Below are 24,082 nucleotides of genomic sequence, written 5' to 3'. Positions count from 1 at the left end.
ACGCCATGCGTGGATGGTCTTCACCACCACCCGCTCCAAACCCATGGCATGATCCGCCCATCCCACCTACGGCTGGACACGGAGTGTCGTCGCATGAGCACCACGTTCATGACCTGGCTGGGATTTGCTGTGATGGTGCTCATCGCGGTCACCTTCACCTGGCGCCCCGCCTACGCCACTTTGCGGCCACCCCGGCATAGACCTGTCGCATTCCTGTTCGGCAGCCTGCTCTTCATGCTGATGGCCTTTCTATTTGCCTGGGCGCCGGCAACTGCCATCAACACCGGGCATGTTCATCTGAGCCATCACCGCTCCGGCACCATTGATGCATGGCGGGACATCGAGCCGATGACCTTCTGGCTGATCATCGTCGCGGAGTACGCGTTCGGGCTGTTGATCGCCAGCTATTCCATTGCAGGCATCGCATTGATGAAACGGTAGATCCACGCCATGCGTGGATGCATGCGATCGCCCTTCCACCCTCCCTCCTTTCGGACTTGTTGCATGGCCTGGATAACAGGCACGGGGCACACTCGCCGCTCTCCCTCCCTGGCAACCGCATGACATTCAATCCGGAAGAAGCGCGAGAAACCTTCGAACAGTTTCTGATCATCATGGACGATCAGATTGAATGGATGATCGAACAAGCACAGCTCCGCGGCCTCGATCTTGACGGCAGCCTGGAGAGCCTTGATCGCTTGGAGGCGCTGTACACAACGATGGCTGCAACGTTGTCGGAGGACGAACAGGATGGCCTGAGGATTGTGTTTGCACGATATCTGGGCGATGTAGTGTGGGAGCATCACGGCGGCAAGTAGCTGGTTCCGGGCAACATCCACGCATGGCGTGGATCTACTGGGGTGGCGAAATCGCTATGGCATGATGCGCAGGTCCCGTTCATGGAAGACCGATGGCCATCGCCCTGATCGCCGTGCTGTTGATCGAAGTCCTGCTGCTTGTGCTGTGGGCGCCGTTCTTTTTCCGCACCGGCATCGTCCTGTTCAATCAGCGCATCGCCGCTACGCCCGCAGAGCTGGCGCAGCTTTCGCTGGCCGGGTTGGAGCATGATCTGCCGGCCGATACCTGGCTTCGCCTGGTGTTCCGCGCGCTGCCGGACGGCAGCGTTGCCTTTCGCGAGAGCTTCACGCCGAGCTTTGGCGGTCGCTACTTTCCGCTGATGCGCGGGCGGGTGATGATCGACGCACGACGCAGGGAGGTGCGGGTGGTGGGGCGGTGCAGCTGGTTCGCGCTGGGCCTGACACTGATGCTGGTGCCGATCATCCTGGTCCGCCCGGCTGCGTCGCCGATGCTGGTGGCCCTGCTGCTGTTCTACATGGGCTATTTCATCCAGCGCCGACGCTATGCACACGTGGTGGAAGCAGTGCGCGCACGGCTTCGCTCCGAATTTCCGCAGCGGACGGTTGCCGCATCGCAGTAGATCCACGCCATGCGTGGATGATCGCGAGCACCGGCATCCGTGTCGACCAAGGTCGACACCTACCAGAGCGGTGCGTCGGCGTGCGGCGATCCCGACGGGCATGGCCCGGCGCCACCCTCAGCGTGCCAGCACGACCTCGCTGGCAGCGTCGGTGCGCCCGGGCGCCGGGTGCTGCTGGCGCAGCCACTGCGCCAGGTCGCGCGGGCTGAGCGGGCGCGAATACAGGTAGCCCTGGATCTCGTCGCAGCCCTGGCGGCGCAGCATGTCTTCTTCCTGGTGTGTTTCCACGCCTTCGGCAACTACCTTCATGCCCAGCGCGTGGCCCAGGTGCACGATGGCCTGGGTTACTTCGGCCGTGCCCGAATCATGCAGCATGCCCTGCACGAAACTGCGGTCGATCTTCAGGCGGCCCACCGGGAATCGGTTGAGGTAATTGAGGTTGGAGAAGCCGGTACCAAAGTCATCCACCGCCAGTGGCACACCATGCCGTTCCAGCACGTCGAAGCAGTGGCGCAGGATGTCGGTGTCACGGATCAGCGCCGACTCGGTCAGCTCCAGTTCCAGCCTCTGCGGCGGCCAGCCATGGGCATGGCAGATCTCGATCACGCGTTCGGCGAAGCCACGATCACGCAGCTGCACCGCCGACACATTGACCGCGATGCGGTCGAAACACAGGCCGGCCCGGTCCCAGGCGATGGCCTGGCGGCAGGCTTCGTTCAGCACCCAGTCGCCGATGCGCACGATCTCGCCGCACTTCTCTGCAATCGGAATGAACTCGGCCGGGCTGCAGTAGCCGATACCTGGGCGATGCCAGCGCAACAAGGCTTCGATCGCTGGCGGCTCGCCCTGGTGCGCGTGCAGCAGCGGCTGGTAGGCCAGGCTGAACTCTTCGCGTTCGATCGCGCCGTGCAGGGCATGCTCCAACTCGAGCTTGCGCTGGATGCGGGCCAATGCGTCCTGGCTGTAGTACTGGTAGGTGTTGCGCCCCGCTTCCTTGGCCGCGTACATCGCGGCGTCGGCGGCACGCAGCAGTGAATCGAAATCGGTCTGCGCATCGCCCAGCATCGCGATGCCGACGCTGGCACCGACCTTCAACGTGGTCTCGCCACGGCGCAATGGCTCGGCCAGCGAAGCGATCAGCTTCCGCGCCACGTGGCCGGCGTCTTCCGGCTCGGCCAGGTCGCGCAGCACGACGATGAACTCGTCGCCACTGAAGCGGCCGAACAGGTCGTTGTTGCGAAGGTTCTGGTGCAGGCGGGTGGCGGCAGCCTTCAGCAGCGCATCACCGGTGGCATGACCGAAGCTGTCGTTGATGGTCTTGAAGCCGTCCAGATCAATGAACAGCATCGCCAGCGAGGTGCCGCGGTCGCGCGCTTCCTCGATGGCTTCGGCGGTCTGTTCGCCGAGCAGCACACGATTGGGCAGACCGGTGAGCAGATCGTAGTGCGCCAGCAGCTCGATGCGCTCGTTGGCCTCGCGCTCGCGGGTGATGTCACGGAACAGGACCACGAACCGAGGCGGCAGGCCGTCACGGCGATCCAGCTCGATCAGTACCTGCACCCACACGCGCAGGCCGGACTGGCGGTAGAAGCACAGGTCCAGCTGTTCGGGCAGCCCGCCGCCGGCAATCCGGACCAACGCGGCGTCGAAGGCATTGCGCGAATCCTCGGTGTACAGCGCCAGCGCCTGGTCGAGGGTGATCGGCTCCTTGCGCAGGCCGTGGATGCGGTAGCACTCCTCGGTCCACTGCATATGCCGGGTCTGCACTTCGATCTCGCAACCGCCGATGCGGCCCAGTGCGGAGACACGGTTCAGCAGCTCGGTGCGCCAGCGGATCAGTGCGTCGGTCTGGTGCTGTTCGGTAATGTTCTGCACCTGGCCGAGCAGGCGCTTGGGCTGGCCATCGGTGTCCAGCAGCGGCTGCATCCACAGCCGCAGATGCTGCGACGGTTCGTTGCCCCGGGTCAGTTCCAGTTCGATGTTGGCGGCCCGGCCATCGCGCCACAAGCGTCGCCATGCTGCGCGTAGCGCACCACGCGAGCGCGGATGCAGCTGCTTCAGCCAGCGCCGCTGGCCGGGTACGGCCCCCTGCTCCAACGCCAGCAGCGAACGCAGCTCCGGCGACCACCAGAAATGACCGCTGTTGGGGTCGAACGACCAGCTGCCCATGCTGGCGATGCGCTGGGCCTCGCTCAGGTGCAGCTGCTGTTCCTGAAGCAGCCCTTCCAGCTGCTTCTGTTGTTCGATATCGGTATGCGTGCCGACCATGCGCAGCGGCTGGCCATCGGCGGTGCGCGCGACCACGCGCCCGCGGTCCAGTACCCAACGCCACTGGCCGTCGCCCTGACGGAAACGGAACTGTGCGCTGTACTGTTCGCTCAAGCCACGCAGATGCTCATCCAGTGCAGCCCGCACCTGTGCGATGTCCTCGCTGTGCACGCGGGCCAGAATCTCGGTAGCGGTTTCATCGCCCAGTGCCGGGGTGCGCACCACACGGTCGCTGGGAATGTCCCAGTCCCAGAGGCTGTGCCCGGCGCTGTCCAGCGCCAGCTCCCAGCGCCCACCGCCGCCGAGCGGCACCGGCTCTGGAATGCTCAGCGTGAAGGCCAGCAGGTTGCCGGCGCCATCATGCACGGCGCGCAGGTGGCCGTCGTAGTGACCGTGCGGGCCACCCGGCAGCGTGCAGGCCACGATGCCGCCATCGGCGGCCATCAGGCGCAGATCTTCCAGCATCGGCGCATACGCAGCCACGGTCGCCGGCAGGCCATGCTCGCGCGCAGCCGGATTGGCCGCCAGCGGGCGGCCCGTGCGGTCGACGATGACCAGCGCCGACGCAAGCGGGTGCTGCAGCAGGCTGGCGATGATCCCTTGGTCCACGCGATCTTGCTCCGGATGACACGCCCGTCAGCGGGGCACGCAGTGGTTAACGGCGCCTGCGGCGGATAATTGAGTGGTCTGGGCGCACCTGCGCGGTAAGATGGCCGGCGCCCCTTTCTTCCGCCCTGTCCATGCCCGCAGAACCGACCGGCAACGCCCCAGTTCCCGACCCGCGGATGGCGCAGGCGCTGAGCCGCGACCGGCGCCGGGTGGTGCTGAGCTACCTGGCGATGGCGCTGGCCTGGATGATCTCCACCGACAGTGCAGTGCAGGCACTGGTGCCCGACCCGCAGCAGGCGGCCTTGTGGCAGGGCCTGAAGGGCTCGTTCTTCGCCCTTGCCAGCGCGGGCCTGCTGTATCTGCTGCTGCGCCCGCTGGCCGAGCATGTGCTGCACACCCATGCACGCCAGCAGGCCTCCGAGCTGCGCCTGCGGCAGATGTTCGAAGGCAACCCCGGCCCGATCCTGGTCTACGACCTGGACACACTGGCGATCCTCGATGCCAATCCGGCGGCCTGTACGGCCTTCGGCTGGGACCGTGACGAACTGCTGGAGCAGACCATCGATTCGCTGTGGCCGCCAGGCCAGGACCAGGCACTGCAGACCAAGCTGGAGGCGATCCGCGAGGCACCGGAGGAACTGTGCATACTGCGTACCCAGCTACAGCTGCGCGACGGCTCCCTGCGTCAGATGGAACTTCGCTCCAACGCCATCAGCTATGACGGCCACAACGCCCGCCTGCTGATTGCCATCGACCGCACCGCTGAAAACCTGGCCCAGCTGCGCCGTGACCAGGCGCTGGCGCGGGTCGAAGAAGCCCACGAGCTGGCACGCATCGGCGCCTGGGAGCTGGACCCCTCCACGGGACTTGGCCGCTATTCGAACCAGGTCTATCGCCTGCTCGGTCGCCGCCCGCCCGAGGCGCGGCGCTGGCATCGCTTCGACGAACTGCTGGTGCCGGCCGACCCGGCCACCGCCACCCAGACCGAACAGCTGCTGGCCGAGCTCTGCTCCGGCGATCCCGTGCAGGTGGACGTGCTGTTGCCGTTGCTGTCGATGGATGGGCGCGCCTTGATGGTGCATCTGCGTGCGGCCAGCGGCATCGACGAGGCCGGCCGCAACCGCGTGCTGGGCACCCTGCAGGACGTGACGGAGCGCGAGCAGTCGCGACGCCTGCTGCGCGAGCGCGAGGAACAGTTCCGCGAGCTGGTACGGGTACTGCCCGACGGCGTGGTCATCCTCTCCGACGAACACGTGCTGTACGCCAACGCCTGGGCCGCCAGCCTGTTCGGCTATGGCAGCCACACCCTGCTGGGCGAGCCCCTGTCAGCACTGGTGGACAGCGCCGATCTGGCCCGCGTGCGCAGCCAATTGCGTGCAGGCCAGCCACACCTGGGGCCCGGTCACAGCAGCGTGGTGGCGATGCAGCGCGCGGATGGCCGCAGCTTCCATGCCGGCCTGGCGGTGGGCGAAGTGCGTTATGGCGGACGCGACTGCAAGCTGCTGATCGTGCGCGACCTGAGCGATTCCGAGCGCACCCGCAGTGCACTGGAAACCAGCAACCGTGAACTGCAGGCGATGGCCGGCCGCCTGTTCTCGCTGCAGGAGGATGAGCGCCGCGCGATCTCGCGCGACCTGCACGACGATATCGGCCAGGCGATCACAGCGATCAAATTGTCTGCGTATGCCGCTCAGGACGAGGACGATCCACAGCGCCGCGCCGAGGATCTGGCGCAGATCGTCAGCCTGGCCGATACCACGGTGGCCAAGCTGCGCGACATCTCTACCCTGCTGCGCCCGCCACAGTTGGACGCGCTGGGCCTGGAAGCAGCCCTGAGCTGGCAGGCACGGGTGCTGTTCCGTTCGTCGCCAGTGGAACTGCTGGCCGAGATCGAGCGGCTGCCGCATCGTCCCGACAACAGCATCGAACAGGCCTGCTTCCGCATCGCCCAGGAAAGCCTGACCAACGTACTGCGCCACGCCCGCGCCAGCCAGGTACAGCTGCAGCTGCGCGATGTCGGCCAGCGCGGCCTGCACCTGCAGATCCGCGACGACGGCGAGGGTTTCGACCCCGATGGTCCGCGCGGGCTGGGCCTGATCGTGATGCGTGAGCGTGCGCAGAGCGTCGGTGGCCATGTGCGGATCGAATCCGCGCATGGTGAAGGCACCCTGATCGACGTTCACCTCCCCTACCAGGCGGCCAGCATGGCCGCCGTTGAGTCACCGGACTACTGAGCCTATGTGGAATCCCAACCAGCCCCCGGTCAGCATCGATGATGCGCCTGACCGCCTTGGCGCCGGCAACCCCGAGCTGCAGGCGATGGTCGCCGAGGCGGCCTCGGGCGGCACCGCACTGATGTTGATGCACGTGGACATCGACCACTTCGCCTCGGTCAACGAAAACATGAGCGCCGAGGTGGGTGACCAGGCCCTGGTGCTGGTGGCGCAGCGGTTGCAGTCCTACCTGCGTGGTCGCGGCAAGCTGTGGCGCCACGGCAGCGATGAGTTCCTGATCGCAGTGCCACGCACCGCCGACGTGCCATTGCCGGAGGACTTCGCAGAGGAGATCCGCCAGCAGATGGAACTTCCACTGTCGGTGTTGCCGTACACCTTGTTCATGACCGGCAAGCTGGGTGTCAGCCTGTGCCCGGACCATGCCAGCAGCACCTCGCGCCTGCTTGATCACGCCGAGGATGCGCTGTACCAGGCGGCCCGCGAAGGCGGCAACGCGGTGCGCATCCACGCCGTGGATACGCCACCGAGCGCGCACAGCGAAAGCATCATCGCCCGCCAGATCGTGGACGCCATTCCCAACGGCGAACTGAAACTGCGTTACCAGCCACTGGTCAGCGCCCGCGATGGCCACGTGGTCGGCATGGAAGCGCTGCTGCGCTGGCAGTCACCGACGCTTGGCATGCTGGTGCCGGAGCGCTTCATGCGCACCGCCGAGCGGCTGGGCATCATCGTGCAGATCGGCACCTGGGTGCTGGAAGGCGCACTGAAGCAGGCCCGCCTGTGGCGTGACCAGGGCTTCGACGACTTCACCATTGCGGTGAATGTCTCCACGCTGCAGCTGCTGCGGCCCAACTTCTTCGCTGAAGTCATGGGCCTGATCCAGGCCGCGGGCGTGCCGGCACAGATGCTGACGCTGGAGATCAACGAAAGCGCGCTGACCAACAACGTCAACTTCGTGCACGAGACGCTGGCCAATCTGCGCAACGAAGGCATCAGCCTGAGCCTGGACAATTTCGGCACCGGCGATTCCAGCCTGAGTGCACTGGTCCGCTACCCGGTGGACAAGCTCAAGATCGACCGCAGCTTCATCAAGAGCGCGCCGGCCGGCAACCGTGAGGCGGCCATCGCCCGCGCGATCATCGCCATGGGCCATCAGCTGGGCATGACCGTGATCGCCAACGGTGTGGAATCGCAGGCCCAGCTGGGCTTCCTGCGCCGCAACGACTGCGATGTGTTCCAGGGCTATCTGTTCGGCGAACCGATGTCGGCCGATGCCGCCGGCATGACCCTGCGCCGCCGCTACCTGCGTCCGGAAGCCTTTGCCGAGACCCGTCCCGACCGCACGCTGCTATTGCTGGACGACGAAGAGAACGTGCTGCGCTCGCTGGTGCGTCTGTTCCGTCGCGACGGCTACCGCATCCTGGCCGCCGGCAACGTGCGCGATGCGTTCGACCTGCTGGCAATCAATGACGTGCAGGTGATCCTGTCCGACCAGCGCATGAGCGACATGAGCGGCACCGAGTTTCTGGGCCGGGTGAAGATGCTGTACCCGGACACGATCCGCCTGGTGCTGTCCGGTTACACCGATCTGAACACCGTGACCGACGCGATCAACCGCGGTGCGATCTATCGCTTCCTGACCAAGCCGTGGAACGACGACGAGCTGCGCAAGCACATCCACCAGGCGTTCCGCACCTATGAGGAACAGCGCCGCAGCAACGCCGGTCCGGCGCCGGTGGAAAGCGGAGATGGCGGTGAGGATCGCCCATTGCGGTAACGATCCCCTCTGGTAGAGCCGGCCGCTGGCCGGCTGCTCTGGATGTCGGGTTCAATGAGGTTGCCGGCCAGCGGCCGGCACTACCCGAAGCGCGGACCCGGTCGGGGACAAGCCCTGGTAGAGCCGGCCGCTGGCCGGCTGCTCTCGATGCCCAGTTCAATGAGGTTGCCGGCCAGCGGCCGGCACTACCCGAAGCGCGAATCCAGGTCGGGGACAAGCCCTGGTAGAGCCGGCCGCTGGCCGGCTGCTCTGGACGTCGGGTTCAATGAGGTTGCCGGCCAGCGGCCGGCACTACTCGAAGCGCGAATCCAGGTCTGGGACAAGCCCTGGTAGAGCCGGCCGCTGGCCGGCTGCTCTCGATGCCGGGTTCAATGAGGTTGCCGGCCAGCGGCCGGCACTACCCTGAGCAGTCAGCGCGGCTGCTTCACCGGCAGCACCACGCGGAAACGCGAACCCACGCCTGGGGTACTGTCCAGGTCGATGCGGCCGTGGTGCTTGTTGATGATGCTGTAGGAGATCGACAGGCCCAGGCCGGTACCGCTGCCCACCGGCTTGGTGGTGAAGAACGGATCGAAGATGCGCTGGCGCAGTTCCGGCGAGATGCCACCGCCGGTGTCTTCAAACTCGACCCACACATGATCGCCATCAACGCCGGTGCGCACCGTAATCGTGCCGCGCTCGGCGATGGCATGGCCGGCGTTGAGCAGCAGGTTCATGTAGACCTGGTTCAATTCCGACGGCAGGCACTCCACCAACGGCAACTGGCCGAACTCCCGCACCAAGGTGACCTTGTACTTCAGCTCGTTCCAGATGATGTTGATGGTCGATTCCAGGCCCGCGTGCAGGTCGACCAGCTTCCACGACTCGTCGCGGCCGGAATACGAGAAGTCCTTCAGATCACGCACGATGCGCGTCACCCGCTCGATGCCTTCGCGCGACTCGGCCATCAGCTGCGGCAGGTCGCGGCTGATGAAATCGATGTCCAGGCGGTCACGGATATCGTCGATCTCCGGGATCAGCGCCTTCGGGTCCGGCGCCCGCAATGCGCGTTCGTAGGCTTCGATCACGGTGAACAGGCTGCGCAGGTACTCCTGCAGGCTGCCCAGGTTGGAGTGCACGTAGCCGATCGGGTTGTTGATCTCGTGCGCGACGCCTGCGGCGAGCTGGCCGATCGAGGCCATTTTCTCCGACTGCAGCAGTTTTTCCTGGGTACCGTTGAGGCGCAGGTAGGCCTGCCGCAGCTCCGCATGACGCTGCTGCAATTCGCGTTCGTAGTCTTCCTGGCCTTCGATATGGCGGAACAACGCCAGGAAGTGGCCCTGGCCGACCGGACCGTGGTGATACAGATGGGCGATGACCACGCCCTCGCCCAGCGGCAGGCTGCCGTTCCAATGACCATGCTGGCGCGCCTGCTCCAATGCATCAGGCGGCAGCAGTTCACGCAGGCGCTGCGGCGGTGGCAGGCCGCCGCCCTCACCACTGGCCAGCAGGTTCTGCGCGGCCGGGTTGGCCAGGGCCACCTGCCCGTCTTCGGTGAACAGCAGCAGCCCTTCGCGCAGGCGCTCAAGCAGCGCCTGCAGCACCGGCTGCGGCGGAAGGGGGGCGGTAACCAGGGCGTTGGCAGCGGACACGGCGACTCGGGGCATTCGAACAGGCGCCCAATATACGCGGTCGTGCGGCGGGCTTCAGCCCGCGGGGGTGGGATGTGCGACCGCCGTCGCGTCAGGCGATGGCGAGTGGGCGCCGCGCAGTGACCGTATGCGACTGGCCCTTGGCATCATAGGAGGAGGAGGCCTCGGTACGCCCGAGCTGGCGCAGCGCCCAATCGACCTCGCGGCGCCGGCGCGACAGCAGCACGCCATTGGCTCGGTTGCGTTCGGCCAGTTCCTGGAGGTGATCCCCCTCACCAAGCGGCGGCGTGCCTTCCAGTGCACGCAGCGCCTCCAGCTTGGCACCGGTCGCCCGGATCAGCGCGTGTACGTCATGATCGACCAGCGCCTGACGTTCAACGTCAAGCGCCTGGGCCAGCCGCTGCAGTTGTTCGCTCATCGGCGCGGTCATCCGTGCAGCTGCTGATCCAGCTCAAGCATGCGCGATGCGATCGCGTCCGGATTGATCTTGTAGGTGCCGTTCTGCAGCGACTCGCGCACTGCGGCCACACGCTGGGCGTCGATTGCCGGGGCGGTGGTCAGCTCACGCTCGATGGCCTGCAGATTGGTGGCCTCGCCGGTCAGGCGCAGGCTGTCGGCCGCTTCGACCGGGCGCGTCGCCGCATCGGTGCTGACGCCGGGCTTGTTGGCCGGGGTCGTCACGCTGCGCAGTGCCTGGGGGACCTGCAGGTTGCCGTCGATTTTCTGGCTCATGGGGTGTCCTGGAGTTGCCGTTCACAAGGGATAACGGCCGCAGGGCCGTGATCTTTAGGGATATTTTGCGGTAAATCAACGCGCCACGATTACGTCACCGGCGGCATCGACCGTGCCCTGCACGATCCGCCGCGAGGACAGGTTCTCCACCGAGACCCGTTCGTTTTCACCGGCATCGCCCATCGCACGGCCTGCAATACGGACCTCGACCGAGCCACGACGCGAAACCAGGGCCACATTGTCTCCTCGCTTGATGAGACGCTGCACCACCAGATCGTTGTTCGACAGCAGGGCTCCGGCCTGCAACGGACGGCGGGCGATGCGGCCGATCGCTGCATTTGGATCGGCCAGCACCGCACCGGCAATCCGGGCGGCATCACGCTGGGCAGTGGTGATATCGGCGGCGGTGAGGGTTTCTCCAGTACCGATTCCGCGGTTGAGCACCAGCACGGTCTGGTTGCGCCGCACCTTTACTGGTACGAACAGGCGCCAGCCGCCGGCATCGGCGCAGCTGACTTCAACCGTGGTGTTGGCGGTGGGCTGCACCTGCAGCGCGCCACCACACCTGGGCAAGCGCAGCGCATCGGCCACCTGGGCCTCGCCCTCGCTGCCTGCCGGCAGCGTCGACAACGCGGCGGTGCGGATACTGGCCACCGGCTGCCAGTCGGCGGCATCCGCCCACGGCGAGGCCAGGGCAAGCGCGATGGCGAAGAGCGATGTGACCCGGCGCATGGCGCCTCCTGTCGAAGGGATCTGGCCCAGGTGCGTGCAAGGGGTGTGCCAGAGCGGCTTGTGTAGAGTCGAGCTTGCTCGACTACTTTCATGACCAGTCGAGCAAGCTCGACTCTACAGAGGCAGGGTCGAGCATGGCTCGACTCTACAAAAGCGCTCAAGTTCGGCGCCCACCCCGCCGATACAGCAGCCATGTCCCATGACCTGCTCAACCGGATCGACCAGCGGACCCGACTGGCCGGCCACAATCGCCTGGCGCTGCTGCTGTTCCGCCTCGGCGGACGTCAGCTTTTTGGCGTCAATGTCTTCAAGGTGCAGGAAGTCCTGCGCCGCCCGGAGCTGTTCCAGGTGCCCGGACTGCCCAGCCAGTTCGCCGGCGTGGCCGACGTCCGTGGCCGCTCGGTGCCGGTGCTGGACCTGGGCCTGGCCATCGGCCACCCCGAGCGTGAGCCCGATGCGGACACCTCGCCCGGCTACCTGGTCGTGACCGAGTTCAACCGCTCGATCCAGGGCTTCCTGGTCAGCGGCGTGGAGCGCATCGTCAACATCGCGGTGGAAGACATCCACCCGCCACCGGAACTGGGCGCCGAATCGAGCTATCTGACGGCGGTGACGCGCTTCCAGGGCGAGTTGATCCAGGTGATCGACGTTGAAAGCGTGCTGGCCGATATCGCCCAGGTACGCGGTGAAGCAGTACTCGACCCGGCGATGGCAATGCCCGCCGACGGCCCGCAGCTGCAGGTGCTGGTGGTGGACGACTCTCGTGTAGCCCGCCAACAGATCCGCAGCGTGCTGGACCAGCTTGGGGTGGGCGCCACCCTGCTTTCCGACGGCAAGCAGGCGCTGGACCACCTGCTGCAGATCCAGGCCTCGGGCGAGAACCCCGCCGAGCGCTACGCCATGGTCATCTCGGACATCGAAATGCCGGCCATGGACGGCTATACGCTGACGACGGAAATCCGGCGCCATCCGGGCCTGGCCGGCCTTTACGTCCTGCTTCATACCTCGCTGTCGGGCGTATTCAACAATGCGATGGTCGAGCGCGTCGGCGCCAACGCCTTCGTCGCCAAGTACTCGCCGCACGAACTGGCCGACTTCGTGCTGGACCGCCTGCGCAAGGTCGCGATGGCGGCCTGAGGCCTCTGATCCGGTAGTGCCGGCCGCTGGCCGGCAACCACAGACAATCCGGGAAGCCGGCCAGCGACCGGCACTACCCTCTCGAATTTGGCACACCCCTTGCAGCTTCCCGGGCAACGTTCCTGTGGGAGTGCACCGTGCGCAACCTGATTACCGACTACCTGGGCGTCCACGCCCAGGCCATGCCGTTGCGCGAACAGCGGATGAAGCTGATCGCCAGCAACCTCGGCAATGCCGACACTCCCGGCTACAAGGCCCAGGATCTGGACTTCGATGCCGCCCTGCGCCACGCCCAGGGGCAGGATGCCAATGGCCTGATGGCCACCACCCACGAGCAGCACTACGAGATCAGTAGTGGCCTGAACCCGTTCCAGATCGCGCGCGAAGGCGTGCAGCCCAGCCTGGACGGCAACACCGTCGATCCCGATGCCGAGCGTGCCGCCTATGGCCGCGCCGCACTCGAATACCGCGCCTCGCTCAGCTTCGTCGAGAGCAAGGTGCGTTCCATGCTGACCGCGATCACGGGGCAATAAGCCATGAGCAACCTGCCGATCTTCGATATCGCCGGCTCCGCGCTGCAGGCGCAGTCGGTGCGCATGAGCACCATCGCCTCCAACCTCTCCAACGCCGACACCGTCGCCGGTTCCGCCGATGCCGTGTACAAGCCGCTGGAACCGATCTTCCAGGCAGTGACCAGCAAGAACGATCCGAACATCACGTCGGTGAAGGTCAAGGAGATCACCCAGAGCGAGGCAGCGCCGATCAAGCGCTACGAGCCCGGCCATCCGCTGGCCGACGGCGATGGCTACATCTACCAGCCCGACGTCGATCCGGTGGCGCAGATGGTCAACCTGATCTCGACTTCGCGCAATTACCAGGCTGGCGTGGAGATGCTGACCACCGCCAAGGAACTGGCCCTGGCGACCTTGACCATGGGCCGCTGAGGCCCGTAGCACCGGATACCACCATGACCACCGCCGTCAACAACCAGACCAACCAGGACGTCTACGCCGCGCTCGGCCTGAACGCCCCGAACAGCAATGCCACCAAGAAGAAGAACACGCTGGACCAGGCCGATTTCCTGCGCCTGATGACCGAGCAGCTGCAGCACCAGGATCCGCTGAAGCCGATGGACAACACGCAGATGGTTGCGCAGATGGCGCAGATGTCCACCGTGCAGGGCATCACCGATCTGAACAAGACGGTGAAGGGTTTCCAGGAATCGATGGCCAGCGACCAGGTGCTGCGCGGTGCCGCTCTGGTTGGCCACCAGGTACTGGTGCCGTCGGAAAAGCTGGTACTGGAAAAGGAAGGCAGCGTCGAAGGCACGGTGGCTGCGCCCTCGGCCGGCATCGTGACCGTCGACATCACCGATGCCAACGGCACCAAGATCACCTCGCTGAGCGTAGAAGCCAAGGCCGCTGGCGAAACCGCGTTTCAGTGGGACGGCAAGGACGCCAACGGCAAGCGCATGGAACCGGGCAAGTACTCCATCGTCGCCAACCACGTCGACACCGCCGGCAAGAGCACCAAGCTGTCCACCTTCGTGCAGGCCCCGGTGGAGAGCGTGACCGTCGGCTCCGACGGCCTGTACCTGAATCTCAAGGGCCTGGGCACGGCCCCGATCGACTACGTGCTCCGCGTCAGCTGAGCCGCACATTCCGCATCTACCAGGAGCATCCCATGGGCTTCAACGTCTCCCTGTCCGGCATCAATGCCGCCAATACCGACCTGAGCGTCACCGCCAACAACGTCGCCAACGTCAATACCGCCGGCTTCAAGCAATCACGCGCCGAGTTCGCTGACCTGTTCGCCTCCACCAGCTACGGCCTGTCGAAGAACCAGACCGGCTCGGGCGTGCGTGTTTCCAACGTGGCCCAACAGTTCATCCAGGGCCACAACGAGCAGACCGGCCGCAGCCTGGACATGGCGATCTCCGGTGAGGGCTTCTTCACCATGAACATGAACGGCTCGCGCGTGTACTCGCGTGCCGGCAACTTCCAGACAGATTCCGCCGGCTATGTGATCAACCCGCAGGGCGCTCGCCTGCAGGTGTTCGCGCCGAACGCCGATGGCACCAACTTCGATGCCGGCCGCCTGGTGGACCTGCAGCTGCTGACTACCGACAGCGCGCCGAAGCAGACCAGCGAAGTGAAGGTCGGTTTCACCCTGCCCGCCAACGCCAAGCAACCGACGGTCACCAATTTCGACCCAACCGACTCCAACAGCTACAATCACTCCAGCGGCGGCATCACCGTGTACGACTCGCTGGGCGTCAGCCATATCCAGGTCTCGTACTTCGTGAAGGGCGCAAATCCAAACGAGTGGACCGTTCACAACTATGTGGACGGCCAACCGGCCGGTACCCCGACCGCGGTCGCCTTCGACAACAGCGGCAAGCTGATCAATCCGGCCAACGGCAAGGTCAGCCTCGGCACCTTCACCCCGACCACCGGCGCGGGCCAGCTGAACATGACGCTGGATATCAGCGGCTCGACCCAGTACGGCGAGAAGTTCGCGCTGCGCAACACCCAGCAGGACGGCTATGCCGCCGGCAAGCTCAACGAGATCACCGTGTCGGAAACCGGCGTGGTCTACGCCCGATATTCCAATGGCGACGACAAGCCGCTGGGCCAGGTCGCACTGACCACGTTCAACAACACGCAGGGTCTGGAGCAGAAGGGCAACAACCTGTGGGTGGAGACCTTCGAATCGGGCACGCCGCGCACCGGCATGCCGGACACCTCCAACCTTGGCAAGATCCAGGCCGGTTCGCTGGAAGCGTCCACCGTCGACCTCACCGAGCAGCTGGTCAACATGATCACCGCGCAGCGCAACTTCCAGGCCAACGCGCAGATGATCACGACCCAGGACCAGATCACCCAGACCGTCATCAACATCCGTTGATGACGCGCTGACCCTGTCACGGAACTCCCCGCATGGATAAAGCCCTTTACGTGGCGATGACCGGTGCCCGCGCCTCCCTGCAGGCGCAGGGTACGCTCAGCCACAACCTCGCCAACTCCGACACCCCCGGCTTCAAGGAAGCGCTGGCCAACACCGAAGCCTTCCCGATCCGTGGCCCGGGCTTTGCTTCGCGGGTGGATGCGCTGCATGTCGACGCCGGATTCAACCGCACGCCGGGCTCGCAGCACATCACCGGCAAACCGCTGGACCTGTCCCTGCAGACCGGCACCTGGCTGGCCGTGCAGTCCAGTGACGGAAGCGAGGCGTACACGCGCGGCGCGGCGTTGTCGGTGACGCCGAACGGCCAGCTGGTGACCTCCAGCGGCCGCCCGGTACTGGATGACAACAACAACCCGATCGCCATTCCGCCCTACCAGGCGATGGAGATCGGTGCCGACGGCACGCTCTCGATCATTCCGCAGGGCGAAGGCCCGCAGATCATGGCGCAGATCGGTCGCATCAAAGTGGTGCAGGCACCGGATGAACGCCTGGAGCGTGGCCTGGACGGCCTGTTCCGCAACACCGACCCGCTGCAGCCGTTCGCACCGGCACAGGGCACGGCCGTGCACAGCGGCCAGCTGGAAGGCAGCAACGTGGATGCGGCTGGCGCGCTGGTGCAGATGATCCAGCTGCAGCGCCAGTACGAAATGCAGGTGCAGGTGATCAAGCACGGCGACGAAAACGCGCGCAGCGCCAACAGCATGCTGCGCCTGGGCAGCTGACGGAATTCCGGCGCCGGTTGATGCCGGCGCTGGCACACCGCTTGCACACCCGCATACAAGGGCCGCACCGCGCGGCCGGCTTCAGCAGACAGGACATCGAAGATGAACCAGGCATTGTGGATCGCGAAAACCGGACTGGATGCGCAGCAGATGCGCATGTCGGTGGTTTCCAACAACCTCGCCAACACCAACACCACCGGCTTCAAGCAGGACCGTGCCAGTTTTGAAGACCTGCTGTACCAGCAGGTACGGCAGCCCGGCGGCTCCTCGTCGGCGCAGACGCAGCTGCCCACCGGCCTGCAGCTGGGTACCGGCGTGCGCGTGGTCGCCACCGCCAAGAACTTTGAACAGGGTGGCCAGCAGCAGACCGGCCGCGCCCTGGACGTGATGGTCAATGGCCGCGGCTTCTTCGAAGTTCAGATGCCTGATGGCAGCTCGGCCTACACCCGTGATGGCTCGTTCAAGATCAACCAGGACAGCGAGCTGGTCACCAACAGCGGCTACCCGGTGCAGCCGGGCATCCAGATTCCCGAAGGCGCGCAGTCGGTGACCATCGGCACCGATGGCACCATCAGCGTGAAGATGGCCGACGGCGCCGCCTCGGTGGAAGTCGGCGCACTGACCCTGACCGACTTCGTCAATCCCGCTGGCCTGCAGGCACGTGGCGAGAACCTGTTCCTGGAGACCACTGCGTCCGGCCCGGCACAGAACGGCAACCCCGGCCTCAACGGCCTCGGCACTGTGGTGCAGGGCGCGCTGGAAGGCAGCAACGTCAACGTGGTGGAAGAGCTGGTGTCGATGATCGAAACCCAGCGCGCCTACGAGATGAACGCCAAGGCGATCTCCACCACCGACTCGATGCTCGGTTATCTCAACAACAAGCTCTGACCGGCCAAACCGGGAAACCGCCATGTCGCCCATTTCCAACTTCGCCCGCACTGCCCTCGCCTGCGCCGTGGCCGCCCTGCTCGGTGGCTGCGTGATCGCGGGCGACGTGCGCCCCTACCCGACGATGGCACCGATCCAGCCGATCATGCCGCCGCAGGCACAGCCGACCGCCGGCGCGATCTACGCTGCCGGCCCGACCCTGCAGCTGTATTCGGACCGGCGCGCGCGCGATGTTGGCGACCTGTTGACCATCACCCTGCTGGAAAACACCACCGCGCAGACCAGCGCCAACACGGCCACCAACAAGGAATCGAACCTGAGCCTGGGAGCGCCGTCCATTCTCGGTGCTCCGGTCACCCTCGGCGGCAAGGACATCCTGAGTGCCACGGCCAAGGGCGCGCGTGACTTCACCGGCAAGGGCAACAGCGCGCAGAGCAACCGCCTGCAGGGCAGCGTCACCGTCACCGTGGTGCAGCGCCTGCCCAACGGCAACCTGGTGGTGCAGGGTCAGAAGAACCTGCGCCTGAACCAGGGCGATGAACTGGTGCAGGTGCAGGGCATCGTGCGCCCGGGCGACATCAGCCAGGACAACACCATTCCGTCCAGCCGCGTGGCCGAGGCCCGCATCGTCTACGGCGGCCGCGGTCCCGTCGCGCAGTCCAACGCGATGGGCTGGCTGAGCCGCTTCTTCAACTCCGGCCTGACGCCGTTCTGAGTATGGCCATGAAACTCTTCTCCTCTTCTTCCTGGCAGCGACGCATGGCGTCGTTCGTTGCGCTGATGCTGCTGGTCGTGGCTGCCCCGGCCAGCGCCGAGCGCATCAAGGACCTGGCCCAGGTCGGCGGCGTGCGCGGCAATGCGCTGGTGGGTTATGGCCTGGTGGTCGGCCTGGATGGCAGCGGCGACCGCACCAGCCAGGCACCCTTCACCGTGCAGAGCCTGAAGAACCTGCTCGGCGAACTGGGCGTCAACGTGCCGCCGAACGTCAACCCGCAGCTGAAGAACGTGGCCGCCGTGGCGATCCACGCCGAACTGCCGCCGTTCGCCAAGCCGGGCCAGCCGATCGACATCACCGTGTCCTCGATCGGCAACGCGGTCTCGCTGCGCGGCGGTTCGCTGCTGATGGCGCCGCTGCGCGGTGCTGACGGCCAGATCTATGCCATCGCCCAGGGCAACCTGATCGTCGGCGGCTTTGGTGCGCAGGGCAAGGATGGTTCCCGTGTCTCGGTGAACGTGCCCAGCGTCGGCCGCATTCCCAACGGTGCCACCGTTGAACGCGCCCTGCCCGACCCGCTGGCCAACGGCGGCGACATCACCCTGAATCTGCACAACAACGACTTCACCACGGTCTCGCGCATGGTTGCCGCGCTCAACAACGCCTTCGGCGAAGGTGCCGCGCGTGCGGTCGACGGCGTGACCGTAGCGGTTACCGCGCCGACCGATCCGGGCGCACGCATCGGCCTGCTGGCGCGAATCGAGAACCTGGAACTGACCCCCGGCAGCGCCCCGGCCAAGGTGGTGGTCAATTCGCGTACCGGCACCGTGGTCATCGGCCAGCAGGTGCGCGTGGGACCTGCGGCGATCTCGCATGGTTCGCTGACCGTGACCATCCAGGAAAACACCAACGTCAGCCAGCCCAATGCGCTGTCCGGCGGCCGCACCGTGGCCAGCCCGCAGTCGACCATCACCGCCACCAACGACGGCAGCCGCATGTTCAAGTTCAGCGGCGGCACCACCCTGGACGAGATCGTGCACGCGGTCAACGCCGTGGGCGCAGCACCAGGCGATCTCATCGCGATCCTGGAAGCCCTGAAGCAGGCCGGCGCACTGAGTGCCGAGCTCGAGGTGATCTGATATGCGTATCAATCCCGCATTCGATCTGCACCCGGCGCAACAGAACGATCCGGCCAAGATCGACAAGGTCGCGCGCCAGCTGGAAGGCCAGTTCGCACAGATGCTGGTCAAGAGCATGCGTGACGCCAGCTTCGGCGACTCGCTGTTCCCCGGCGAAAACAAGATGTTCCGCGAGATGTACGACCAGAAGATTGCCGAGGCGATGACCCGCGGCAAGGGCCTGGGCCTGTCGGGCATGATCAGCCGGCAGCTGTCCGGCCAGGCCGCCGACGGCCCGGCGCTGGATACCCGCGTGGACCCGGCCAAGGCCAGTCGTGCCTACCAGCTCAATGCACCGGCCAAGCCGGCACCGTCGCTGCCGCTGGAAGACGGCAGCCAGGCCGTGCGCCTGCTGCAGCAGATGGCCGCCGGTGCACAGCACGGTGCGCAGGCGGCGGTCGCACCGATGGAACAGGCCCTGGACCTGATCGCCGGCCGCGAGAGCAGCAGCATGCACCGCTCGTTGGGCACCGAGGATCCGTACATCGGCAGCCTGCAGGGCGAGGACTGGGCCGCCAACAGCGACCAGTGGTCGGCCACCGCCAGCAACCGCGGCACCGCCATCAGCCCGGCCGATGCGATGGCTACCCGCACCGCCGTCGCCCAGCTGGGCGAGCACACCCCGGAAGGCTTCGTTGCCAGCATCTGGCAGCACGCGCAGAGTGCAGCCAAGGAACTGGGCGTGGATGCCCGCGCCCTGGTCGCCCAGGCGGCGCTGGAAACCGGCTGGGGCAAGCGCCACATCAAGCATGCCGACGGCAGCACCTCGCACAACCTGTTCGGCATCAAGGCCAATGGCTGGAACGGCCAGCGCGCCGTGGCCGGCACCCACGAATATGTCGATGGCGTGCGCCGCAACGAGACCGCCAGCTTCCGCGCCTACAGTTCGCCGGCCGAGAGCTTCGCCGACTATGTGCGCCTGCTGAAGACCAGCCCGCGTTACCAGCAGGCCCTGCAGGCCGGCACCGACGTGCAGGGCTTCGCCCGCGGCCTGCAACGCGCCGGCTATGCCACCGATCCGCGTTACGCGGCCAAGATCGCCGCGATCGCCGGCGGCCCGACCATCGAGCGCGCCGTCAGCGCCGTCGCCGATGCCGGCTCGCGCCTTGGCCAGACCTTCGCCAGCACCGCAACCGCGGCGCTGGGTATCACTCGTCGTTGAGGAACCCCATGTCCAGCGTACTTTCCACCGGTACCGGTGCCCTGCTCGCCTTCCAGCGTGCGTTGGCGACCACCAGCCACAACGTCGCCAACATCAACACCCCTGGCTACAGCCGGCAGAAGGTCGACTTCGCCACGTCTGATCCGCAGAACTACGGCTTTGGGGACGTTGGCAGCGGCACCCGCATCACCGATATCCGCCGTGCTGCCGACCAGCTGGCCATCTCGCGCCTGCTCGACAGCAGCGGCGAGCTGGCACGCCTGAAGCAGCTTTCGGGCATGGCCGACCGGGTGAATGCCCTGTTCTCGGACCCGGCCACGAATGTCGCCGGCTCCTGGTCCAACTTCTTCGACGCCGTCAGTGGCCTTTCGTCCAACGCGGCCGGCACGGCCGACCGGCAGAGCCTGCTCGATGGCGGCAAGGCCCTGGCGAGCCGCTTCGTGCAGCTCAACACGCAGATGAACAACCTGAGCAGCGAGGTCAACAACGGGCTCATTGCCGGCGCCACGGAAGTCAATCGCCTGGCGCAGGAGATTGCGCAGATCAACGGCGCCATTGGCAGCAACGTGGCCAACGCGGCGCCGGACCTGCTCGACCGTCGCGACCAGCTGATCTCGCAGCTGATCGGTTACACCGGTGGCACTGCCGTCGTCCAGGATGGCGGCGTGATGAACGTCTATACCGCAGGCGGCAATGCGCTGGTGGTGGGCACGACCGCGTCCAAGGTCACTACGGTGACCGATCCATACCAGCCCGAACGCCTGCAACTGGCGCTGGAAACCCAGGGCAACACGATCACGCTCGATCCCAAGGCAGTGGGCGGAAAGATCGGCGGCATGCTCGAGTTCCGCGATACCGTGCTGACACCGGCCCAGGCCGAATTGGGCAAGCTCGCCGTCGGCCTGGCCGAGAGCTTCAACCAGGCGCACCACCAGGGCGTGGACCTGTACGGCAAGTTGGGCGGCGACTTCTTCACCATCGGCAACCCACGCGTCACGCCCAACGCGAGCAATACCGGTACCGGCAGCCTCACTGCGACCTATGGTGACCTGTCCAAGCTGGAGGCACAGAACATCGTCCTCAAGTTCGACGGCACCCAGTGGCAGGCCACCCGCGCCGACACTGGCGCCACCGTTGCGTTGACCGGTACCGGCACGACCGCCGATCCGCTGGTGATCAATGGCGTCAAGCTGGTGGTCGGCGGCACCCCGGCCACCAACGACCGTTTCCTCCTGCAACCGACCGCGGGCGTCGCCGGAAGCCTGGAAACCGCCATCACCGATCCCTCCCGCATCGCCGCAGCGGCAGCGGTCAAGGGTACGGCTGCACTGGCCAACACCGGCACCGGGAAGCTGACCGGCGTCACCGTCAGCGATGTATCCAATCCGAACCTGCGCGATCCTGCCGCAATCGTGTTCACGTCGGCGACCACCTACACCATCAACGGTGGGCCGCCGCAGACCTACACACCGGGCCAGACCATCAGCGCCAATGGCTGGAGCTTCGTGCTGGACGGTGCACCGAAGGTCGGCGACACCTTCAATATCAGCCCTACTCCGGCAGGCTCGTCGGACAACAGCAACGCGGCAAAGCTGGCCAAGGTCGAGGACGCCAAGGCGTTCAACGGCGGCACCGTCACCCTCAACGGTGCGCTGGGGGGGTTGACCACGCAGGTCGGCGCGGCGGCACGTTCGGCCGAGTACTCGCTGGACGCGCAGCAGGTCATCACAGACAAGGCGCAGGCAGCCCGCGACGAGATCTCCGGCGTCAACCTGGATGAGGAAGCAGCCGACATGCTGCGGTTGCAGCAGGCCTATCAGGCCGCCTCACAGCTGATCTCCACCGCCGACAACATGTTCCAGACCATCCTGGGAGCCGTCCGTCGATGAGCAGCCGAATTTCCACCGGGATGATGTTCAACCAGTCCGTGTCGCTGATGCTCGCCAAGCAGTCGAAAATCAGCCACCTCGAGCAGCAGATCGCGACTGGCAGCAAGATCACCTCCGCCAAGGACGACCCGGTCGCTGCAGGTACGGCCGTTGGCCTGGACCGTGTCGTGGCCGGGCTCGAGCAGCTCGGCAAGAACGCCAACAGCGTGCAGAACCGCCTGGGCCTGCAGGAAAACGCCTTGGCTCAGGTCAATGAGCTCATGTCGCGCGCCGTGGAGTTGAGTATCCAGGCCAACAGTCCGGTGCCCAAGGCCAGTGACCTCAAGGCCATCGTCAGCGAGCTGAAGACCATCCAGGAAAGCCTGCTGTCGCTGGCCAACTCCAGGGATGGCAGCGGACGCTACCTGTTCGGTGGCAGCAACGACGCTGACGCCCCGTTCCAGCGAAGCGGCGGCACCGTGACCTACAGCGGTGACCAGAACCAGCGGCAGGTGGAGGTGGCACCGGGCCAACTGGTCTCCGACGCCCTGCCCGGCAGCGAGATCTTCATGCGCATCCCCACCGGCGATGGCCGTGTGGATGCCAGCGCGGCCGCCGGCAATACCGGCAGTGGCCTGTTGACCTCAGTCAGCCGTGACGGCAGCGGCAGCTGGGCCGGCGGCACGCTCAATGTCCGCTTCACCGGCACTGCCGAAGGTGCCTATGAGGTGGTTGATGGCACCGGCACGGTGGTCGGCAGCGGAACCCACAAACCCGGCGAGGACATTGTCGTTGGCGGCGTGCGCATGCGCATCGAGGGCAAGCCAGCCGCCGGTGATCAGTTCAACGTCAGCGACGCGGGTAGCCGCGACATCTTCTCCACCCTGGACAAACTGGTCGCCGCACTGGAAACCGACCCGTCCACCGAAAGCCAGCGCACGGCGCTGCAGAACACGCTGCAGTCCAGCATCCGCGACCTCAACAGGGCCTCGGAAACGATGATCGACGCCCGCGCCAAGGGCGGCGCCCAGCTGGCCGCCATCGATACCGCGGCCAGCGCCCGCGAAGCCACTGCCGTCACCGTCAAGAGCACGCTCTCGACGATGCGCGACCTCGATTACGCCGATGCCATCGGCCAATACAAGCTGGAGACCGCCGCCCTTCAAGCCGCCCAGACGATCTTCAGCCAGATGCAGGCGATGTCCCTGTTCAACAAGATCCGCTAGTCCCTTTCCCCGTTCCATCCGTCTTCCAGCACGGCGCGTCCCGCGCCTTCCACACCGAAACAACCGAGCAACCACGGAGAAGCACCATGGCACAGATCATCAACACCAACACCATGTCGCTGAACGCTCAGCGCAACCTGTCCACCAGCAGCAGCTCGCTGGCCACCTCGATCCAGCGCCTGTCCTCGGGCATGCGCATCAACAGTGCCAAGGACGACGCCGCCGGTCTGGCGATCTCCGAGCGTTTCACCACCCAGATCCGTGGCATCAACCAGGCCGCACGCAACGCCAACGACGGCATCTCGCTGGCGCAGACCGCTGAAGGCGCACTGGGCGAAGTCGGCAACAATCTGCAGCGCATCCGCGAACTGGCCGTTCAGGCCCGCAGTGCAACCAACTCGGCCTCGGACCGCCAGGCGCTGAACGCCGAAGTGCAGCTGCTGAAGCAGGAAATCCAGCGCGTTGCGGAGCAGACCAACTTCAACGGCACCAGCCTGCTGGACGGCAGCTTCACCAACCAGGCCTTCCAGATCGGCGCCGACCAGGGCCAGACCATCAACATCTCGCAGATCACCAATGCGAATGTGCACATGCTGGGCAGCTGGACTACGGCTTCCCGCGCTGCCTCGCTGGTGGGCGCCACGCCTACCGGCGCAACCGCTGCGGCTGCCACGCCGGCCACTGTGGGCATCGGCACCATTACGGCCGGTACAGGTGGCACCTCCACCAGCACCCTGGCGACCACCTTCACCGCCAACAACGGCAAGTCGGTCAGCATCAACATCACCGGCACGGTCG

22 protein-coding genes and 1 pseudogene are annotated in these 24,082 nt (G+C 66.0%); 18 read left to right on the top strand and 5 right to left on the bottom strand.

All coding sequences use genetic code 11. From position 1 onward, the window contains the following. The first annotated feature begins 93 nt into the window (after positions 1 to 93). The 3 genes from ACZLHH_RS11100 (at position 94) to ACZLHH_RS11090 (ending at position 1,438) form a co-directional block, all read left to right on the top strand. Positions 94 to 441 (top strand): hypothetical protein, encoded by a 348-nt coding sequence (locus tag ACZLHH_RS11100; RefSeq protein ID WP_049399381.1) that lies wholly within the window; start codon positions 94 to 96, stop codon positions 439 to 441. A gap of 119 nt (positions 442 to 560) precedes the next feature. Beyond that, positions 561 to 818, top strand: coding sequence for a hypothetical protein (locus ACZLHH_RS11095; protein WP_223224721.1), 258 nt, complete (start codon positions 561 to 563; stop codon positions 816 to 818). A gap of 92 nt (positions 819 to 910) precedes the next feature. Continuing rightward, positions 911 to 1,438, top strand: a complete 528-nt coding sequence (locus ACZLHH_RS11090; protein WP_149909309.1) for a hypothetical protein — start codon at positions 911 to 913, stop codon at positions 1,436 to 1,438. A 117-nt stretch (positions 1,439 to 1,555) separates the two neighbouring features. Here the strand turns inward: ACZLHH_RS11090 and ACZLHH_RS11085 are convergent, their stop codons facing one another. Further along, entirely contained in the window at positions 1,556 to 4,315 is a 2,760-nt protein-coding gene (locus tag ACZLHH_RS11085) for a bifunctional diguanylate cyclase/phosphodiesterase (RefSeq protein ID WP_149909308.1), read from the bottom strand. A 131-nt stretch (positions 4,316 to 4,446) separates the two neighbouring features. Here ACZLHH_RS11085 and ACZLHH_RS11080 point away from each other — a divergent pair, with 131 nt between their 5' ends. Next, a complete protein-coding gene (locus ACZLHH_RS11080) occupies positions 4,447 to 6,549 on the top strand; it encodes a sensor histidine kinase (protein WP_149909307.1) in 2,103 nt (700 codons plus the stop codon). A gap of 4 nt (positions 6,550 to 6,553) precedes the next feature. Next, positions 6,554 to 8,326, top strand: a complete 1,773-nt coding sequence (locus tag ACZLHH_RS11075) for an EAL domain-containing protein (protein ID WP_032127372.1) — start codon at positions 6,554 to 6,556, stop codon at positions 8,324 to 8,326. 410 nt (positions 8,327 to 8,736) lie between these two features. Here ACZLHH_RS11075 and ACZLHH_RS11070 read toward each other — a convergent pair whose 3' ends face one another. The 4 genes from ACZLHH_RS11070 to flgA all read right to left on the bottom strand — a co-directional run bounded on the left by ACZLHH_RS11070 (position 8,737) and on the right by flgA (position 11,421). Beyond that, complete coding sequence (locus ACZLHH_RS11070) at positions 8,737 to 9,957, bottom strand: ATP-binding protein (protein ID WP_019337422.1); 1,221 nt, start codon at positions 9,955 to 9,957, stop codon at positions 8,737 to 8,739. 91 nt (positions 9,958 to 10,048) lie between these two features. Then, positions 10,049 to 10,387 carry a flagella protein gene (locus ACZLHH_RS11065; protein WP_049399388.1) on the bottom strand — a complete coding sequence of 113 codons (339 nt, stop codon included), beginning with the start codon at positions 10,385 to 10,387 and terminating at the stop codon, positions 10,049 to 10,051. Continuing rightward, positions 10,384 to 10,689 (bottom strand): flagellar biosynthesis anti-sigma factor FlgM, encoded by a 306-nt coding sequence (gene flgM / locus ACZLHH_RS11060; protein ID WP_049421929.1) that lies wholly within the window; start codon positions 10,687 to 10,689, stop codon positions 10,384 to 10,386. The genes ACZLHH_RS11065 and flgM overlap by 4 nt, the downstream gene beginning before the upstream one ends. A 75-nt stretch (positions 10,690 to 10,764) precedes the next feature. Continuing rightward, positions 10,765 to 11,421 carry a flagellar basal body P-ring formation chaperone FlgA gene (flgA, locus tag ACZLHH_RS11055; RefSeq protein WP_180845105.1) on the bottom strand — a complete coding sequence of 219 codons (657 nt, stop codon included), beginning with the start codon at positions 11,419 to 11,421 and terminating at the stop codon, positions 10,765 to 10,767. Positions 11,422 to 11,613: 192 nt separating this feature from the next. On the opposite strand from flgA, the gene ACZLHH_RS11050 reads away from it, so the two are divergent. The 13 genes and pseudogenes from ACZLHH_RS11050 to ACZLHH_RS10990 form a co-directional block, all read left to right on the top strand. After that, entirely contained in the window at positions 11,614 to 12,558 is a 945-nt protein-coding gene (locus tag ACZLHH_RS11050) for a chemotaxis protein (protein WP_032127374.1), read from the top strand. Between the two features lie 137 nt (positions 12,559 to 12,695). Next, positions 12,696 to 13,091 carry a flagellar basal body rod protein FlgB gene (gene flgB / locus ACZLHH_RS11045; protein ID WP_005409576.1) on the top strand — a complete coding sequence of 132 codons (396 nt, stop codon included), beginning with the start codon at positions 12,696 to 12,698 and terminating at the stop codon, positions 13,089 to 13,091. Between the two features lie 3 nt (positions 13,092 to 13,094). Further along, the gene (gene flgC, locus ACZLHH_RS11040; protein WP_010485892.1) at positions 13,095 to 13,502 is read left to right on the top strand and encodes a flagellar basal body rod protein FlgC; all 408 of its coding nucleotides are present in this window, start codon (positions 13,095 to 13,097) and stop codon (positions 13,500 to 13,502) included. Between the two features lie 23 nt (positions 13,503 to 13,525). Continuing rightward, entirely contained in the window at positions 13,526 to 14,209 is a 684-nt protein-coding gene (locus ACZLHH_RS11035; protein WP_071229188.1) for a flagellar hook assembly protein FlgD, read from the top strand. A 32-nt stretch (positions 14,210 to 14,241) separates the two neighbouring features. Further along, complete coding sequence (flgE, locus tag ACZLHH_RS11030; RefSeq protein WP_071229189.1) at positions 14,242 to 15,465, top strand: flagellar hook protein FlgE; 1,224 nt, start codon at positions 14,242 to 14,244, stop codon at positions 15,463 to 15,465. A gap of 32 nt (positions 15,466 to 15,497) precedes the next feature. Next, a complete protein-coding gene (locus tag ACZLHH_RS11025) occupies positions 15,498 to 16,247 on the top strand; it encodes a flagellar basal body rod protein FlgF (protein ID WP_180845104.1) in 750 nt (249 codons plus the stop codon). 102 nt (positions 16,248 to 16,349) lie between these two features. Next, positions 16,350 to 17,135, top strand: coding sequence for a flagellar basal-body rod protein FlgG (flgG, locus tag ACZLHH_RS11020; RefSeq protein WP_005409571.1), 786 nt, complete (start codon positions 16,350 to 16,352; stop codon positions 17,133 to 17,135). Positions 17,136 to 17,157: 22 nt separating this feature from the next. After that, entirely contained in the window at positions 17,158 to 17,850 is a 693-nt protein-coding gene (gene flgH / locus ACZLHH_RS11015) for a flagellar basal body L-ring protein FlgH (RefSeq protein ID WP_180845103.1), read from the top strand. 2 nt (positions 17,851 to 17,852) lie between these two features. Continuing rightward, positions 17,853 to 18,989 (top strand): flagellar basal body P-ring protein FlgI, encoded by a 1,137-nt coding sequence (locus ACZLHH_RS11010; protein WP_049421917.1) that lies wholly within the window; start codon positions 17,853 to 17,855, stop codon positions 18,987 to 18,989. Position 18,990: 1 nt separating this feature from the next. After that, positions 18,991 to 20,190 carry a flagellar assembly peptidoglycan hydrolase FlgJ gene (flgJ, locus tag ACZLHH_RS11005; RefSeq protein WP_149909304.1) on the top strand — a complete coding sequence of 400 codons (1,200 nt, stop codon included), beginning with the start codon at positions 18,991 to 18,993 and terminating at the stop codon, positions 20,188 to 20,190. A gap of 8 nt (positions 20,191 to 20,198) precedes the next feature. Beyond that, the gene (gene flgK / locus ACZLHH_RS11000) at positions 20,199 to 22,079 is read left to right on the top strand and encodes a flagellar hook-associated protein FlgK (RefSeq protein WP_149909303.1); all 1,881 of its coding nucleotides are present in this window, start codon (positions 20,199 to 20,201) and stop codon (positions 22,077 to 22,079) included. Beyond that, complete coding sequence (gene flgL, locus ACZLHH_RS10995; protein WP_049398114.1) at positions 22,076 to 23,284, top strand: flagellar hook-associated protein FlgL; 1,209 nt, start codon at positions 22,076 to 22,078, stop codon at positions 23,282 to 23,284. Before flgK ends, flgL begins: the two co-directional genes overlap by 4 nt. Before the next feature lie 86 nt (positions 23,285 to 23,370). Continuing rightward, a pseudogene (locus tag ACZLHH_RS10990) lies at positions 23,371 to 24,066 on the top strand (flagellin N-terminal helical domain-containing protein); the annotation flags it as partial. Between the last annotated feature and the right edge of the window lie 16 nt (positions 24,067 to 24,082).

The organism is Stenotrophomonas sp. 28608_Sma (genome assembly GCF_056486185.1).
The sequence above is the reverse complement of the archived record's forward strand: the minus strand, read 5'-3'. Positions and strand labels throughout refer to the sequence as shown.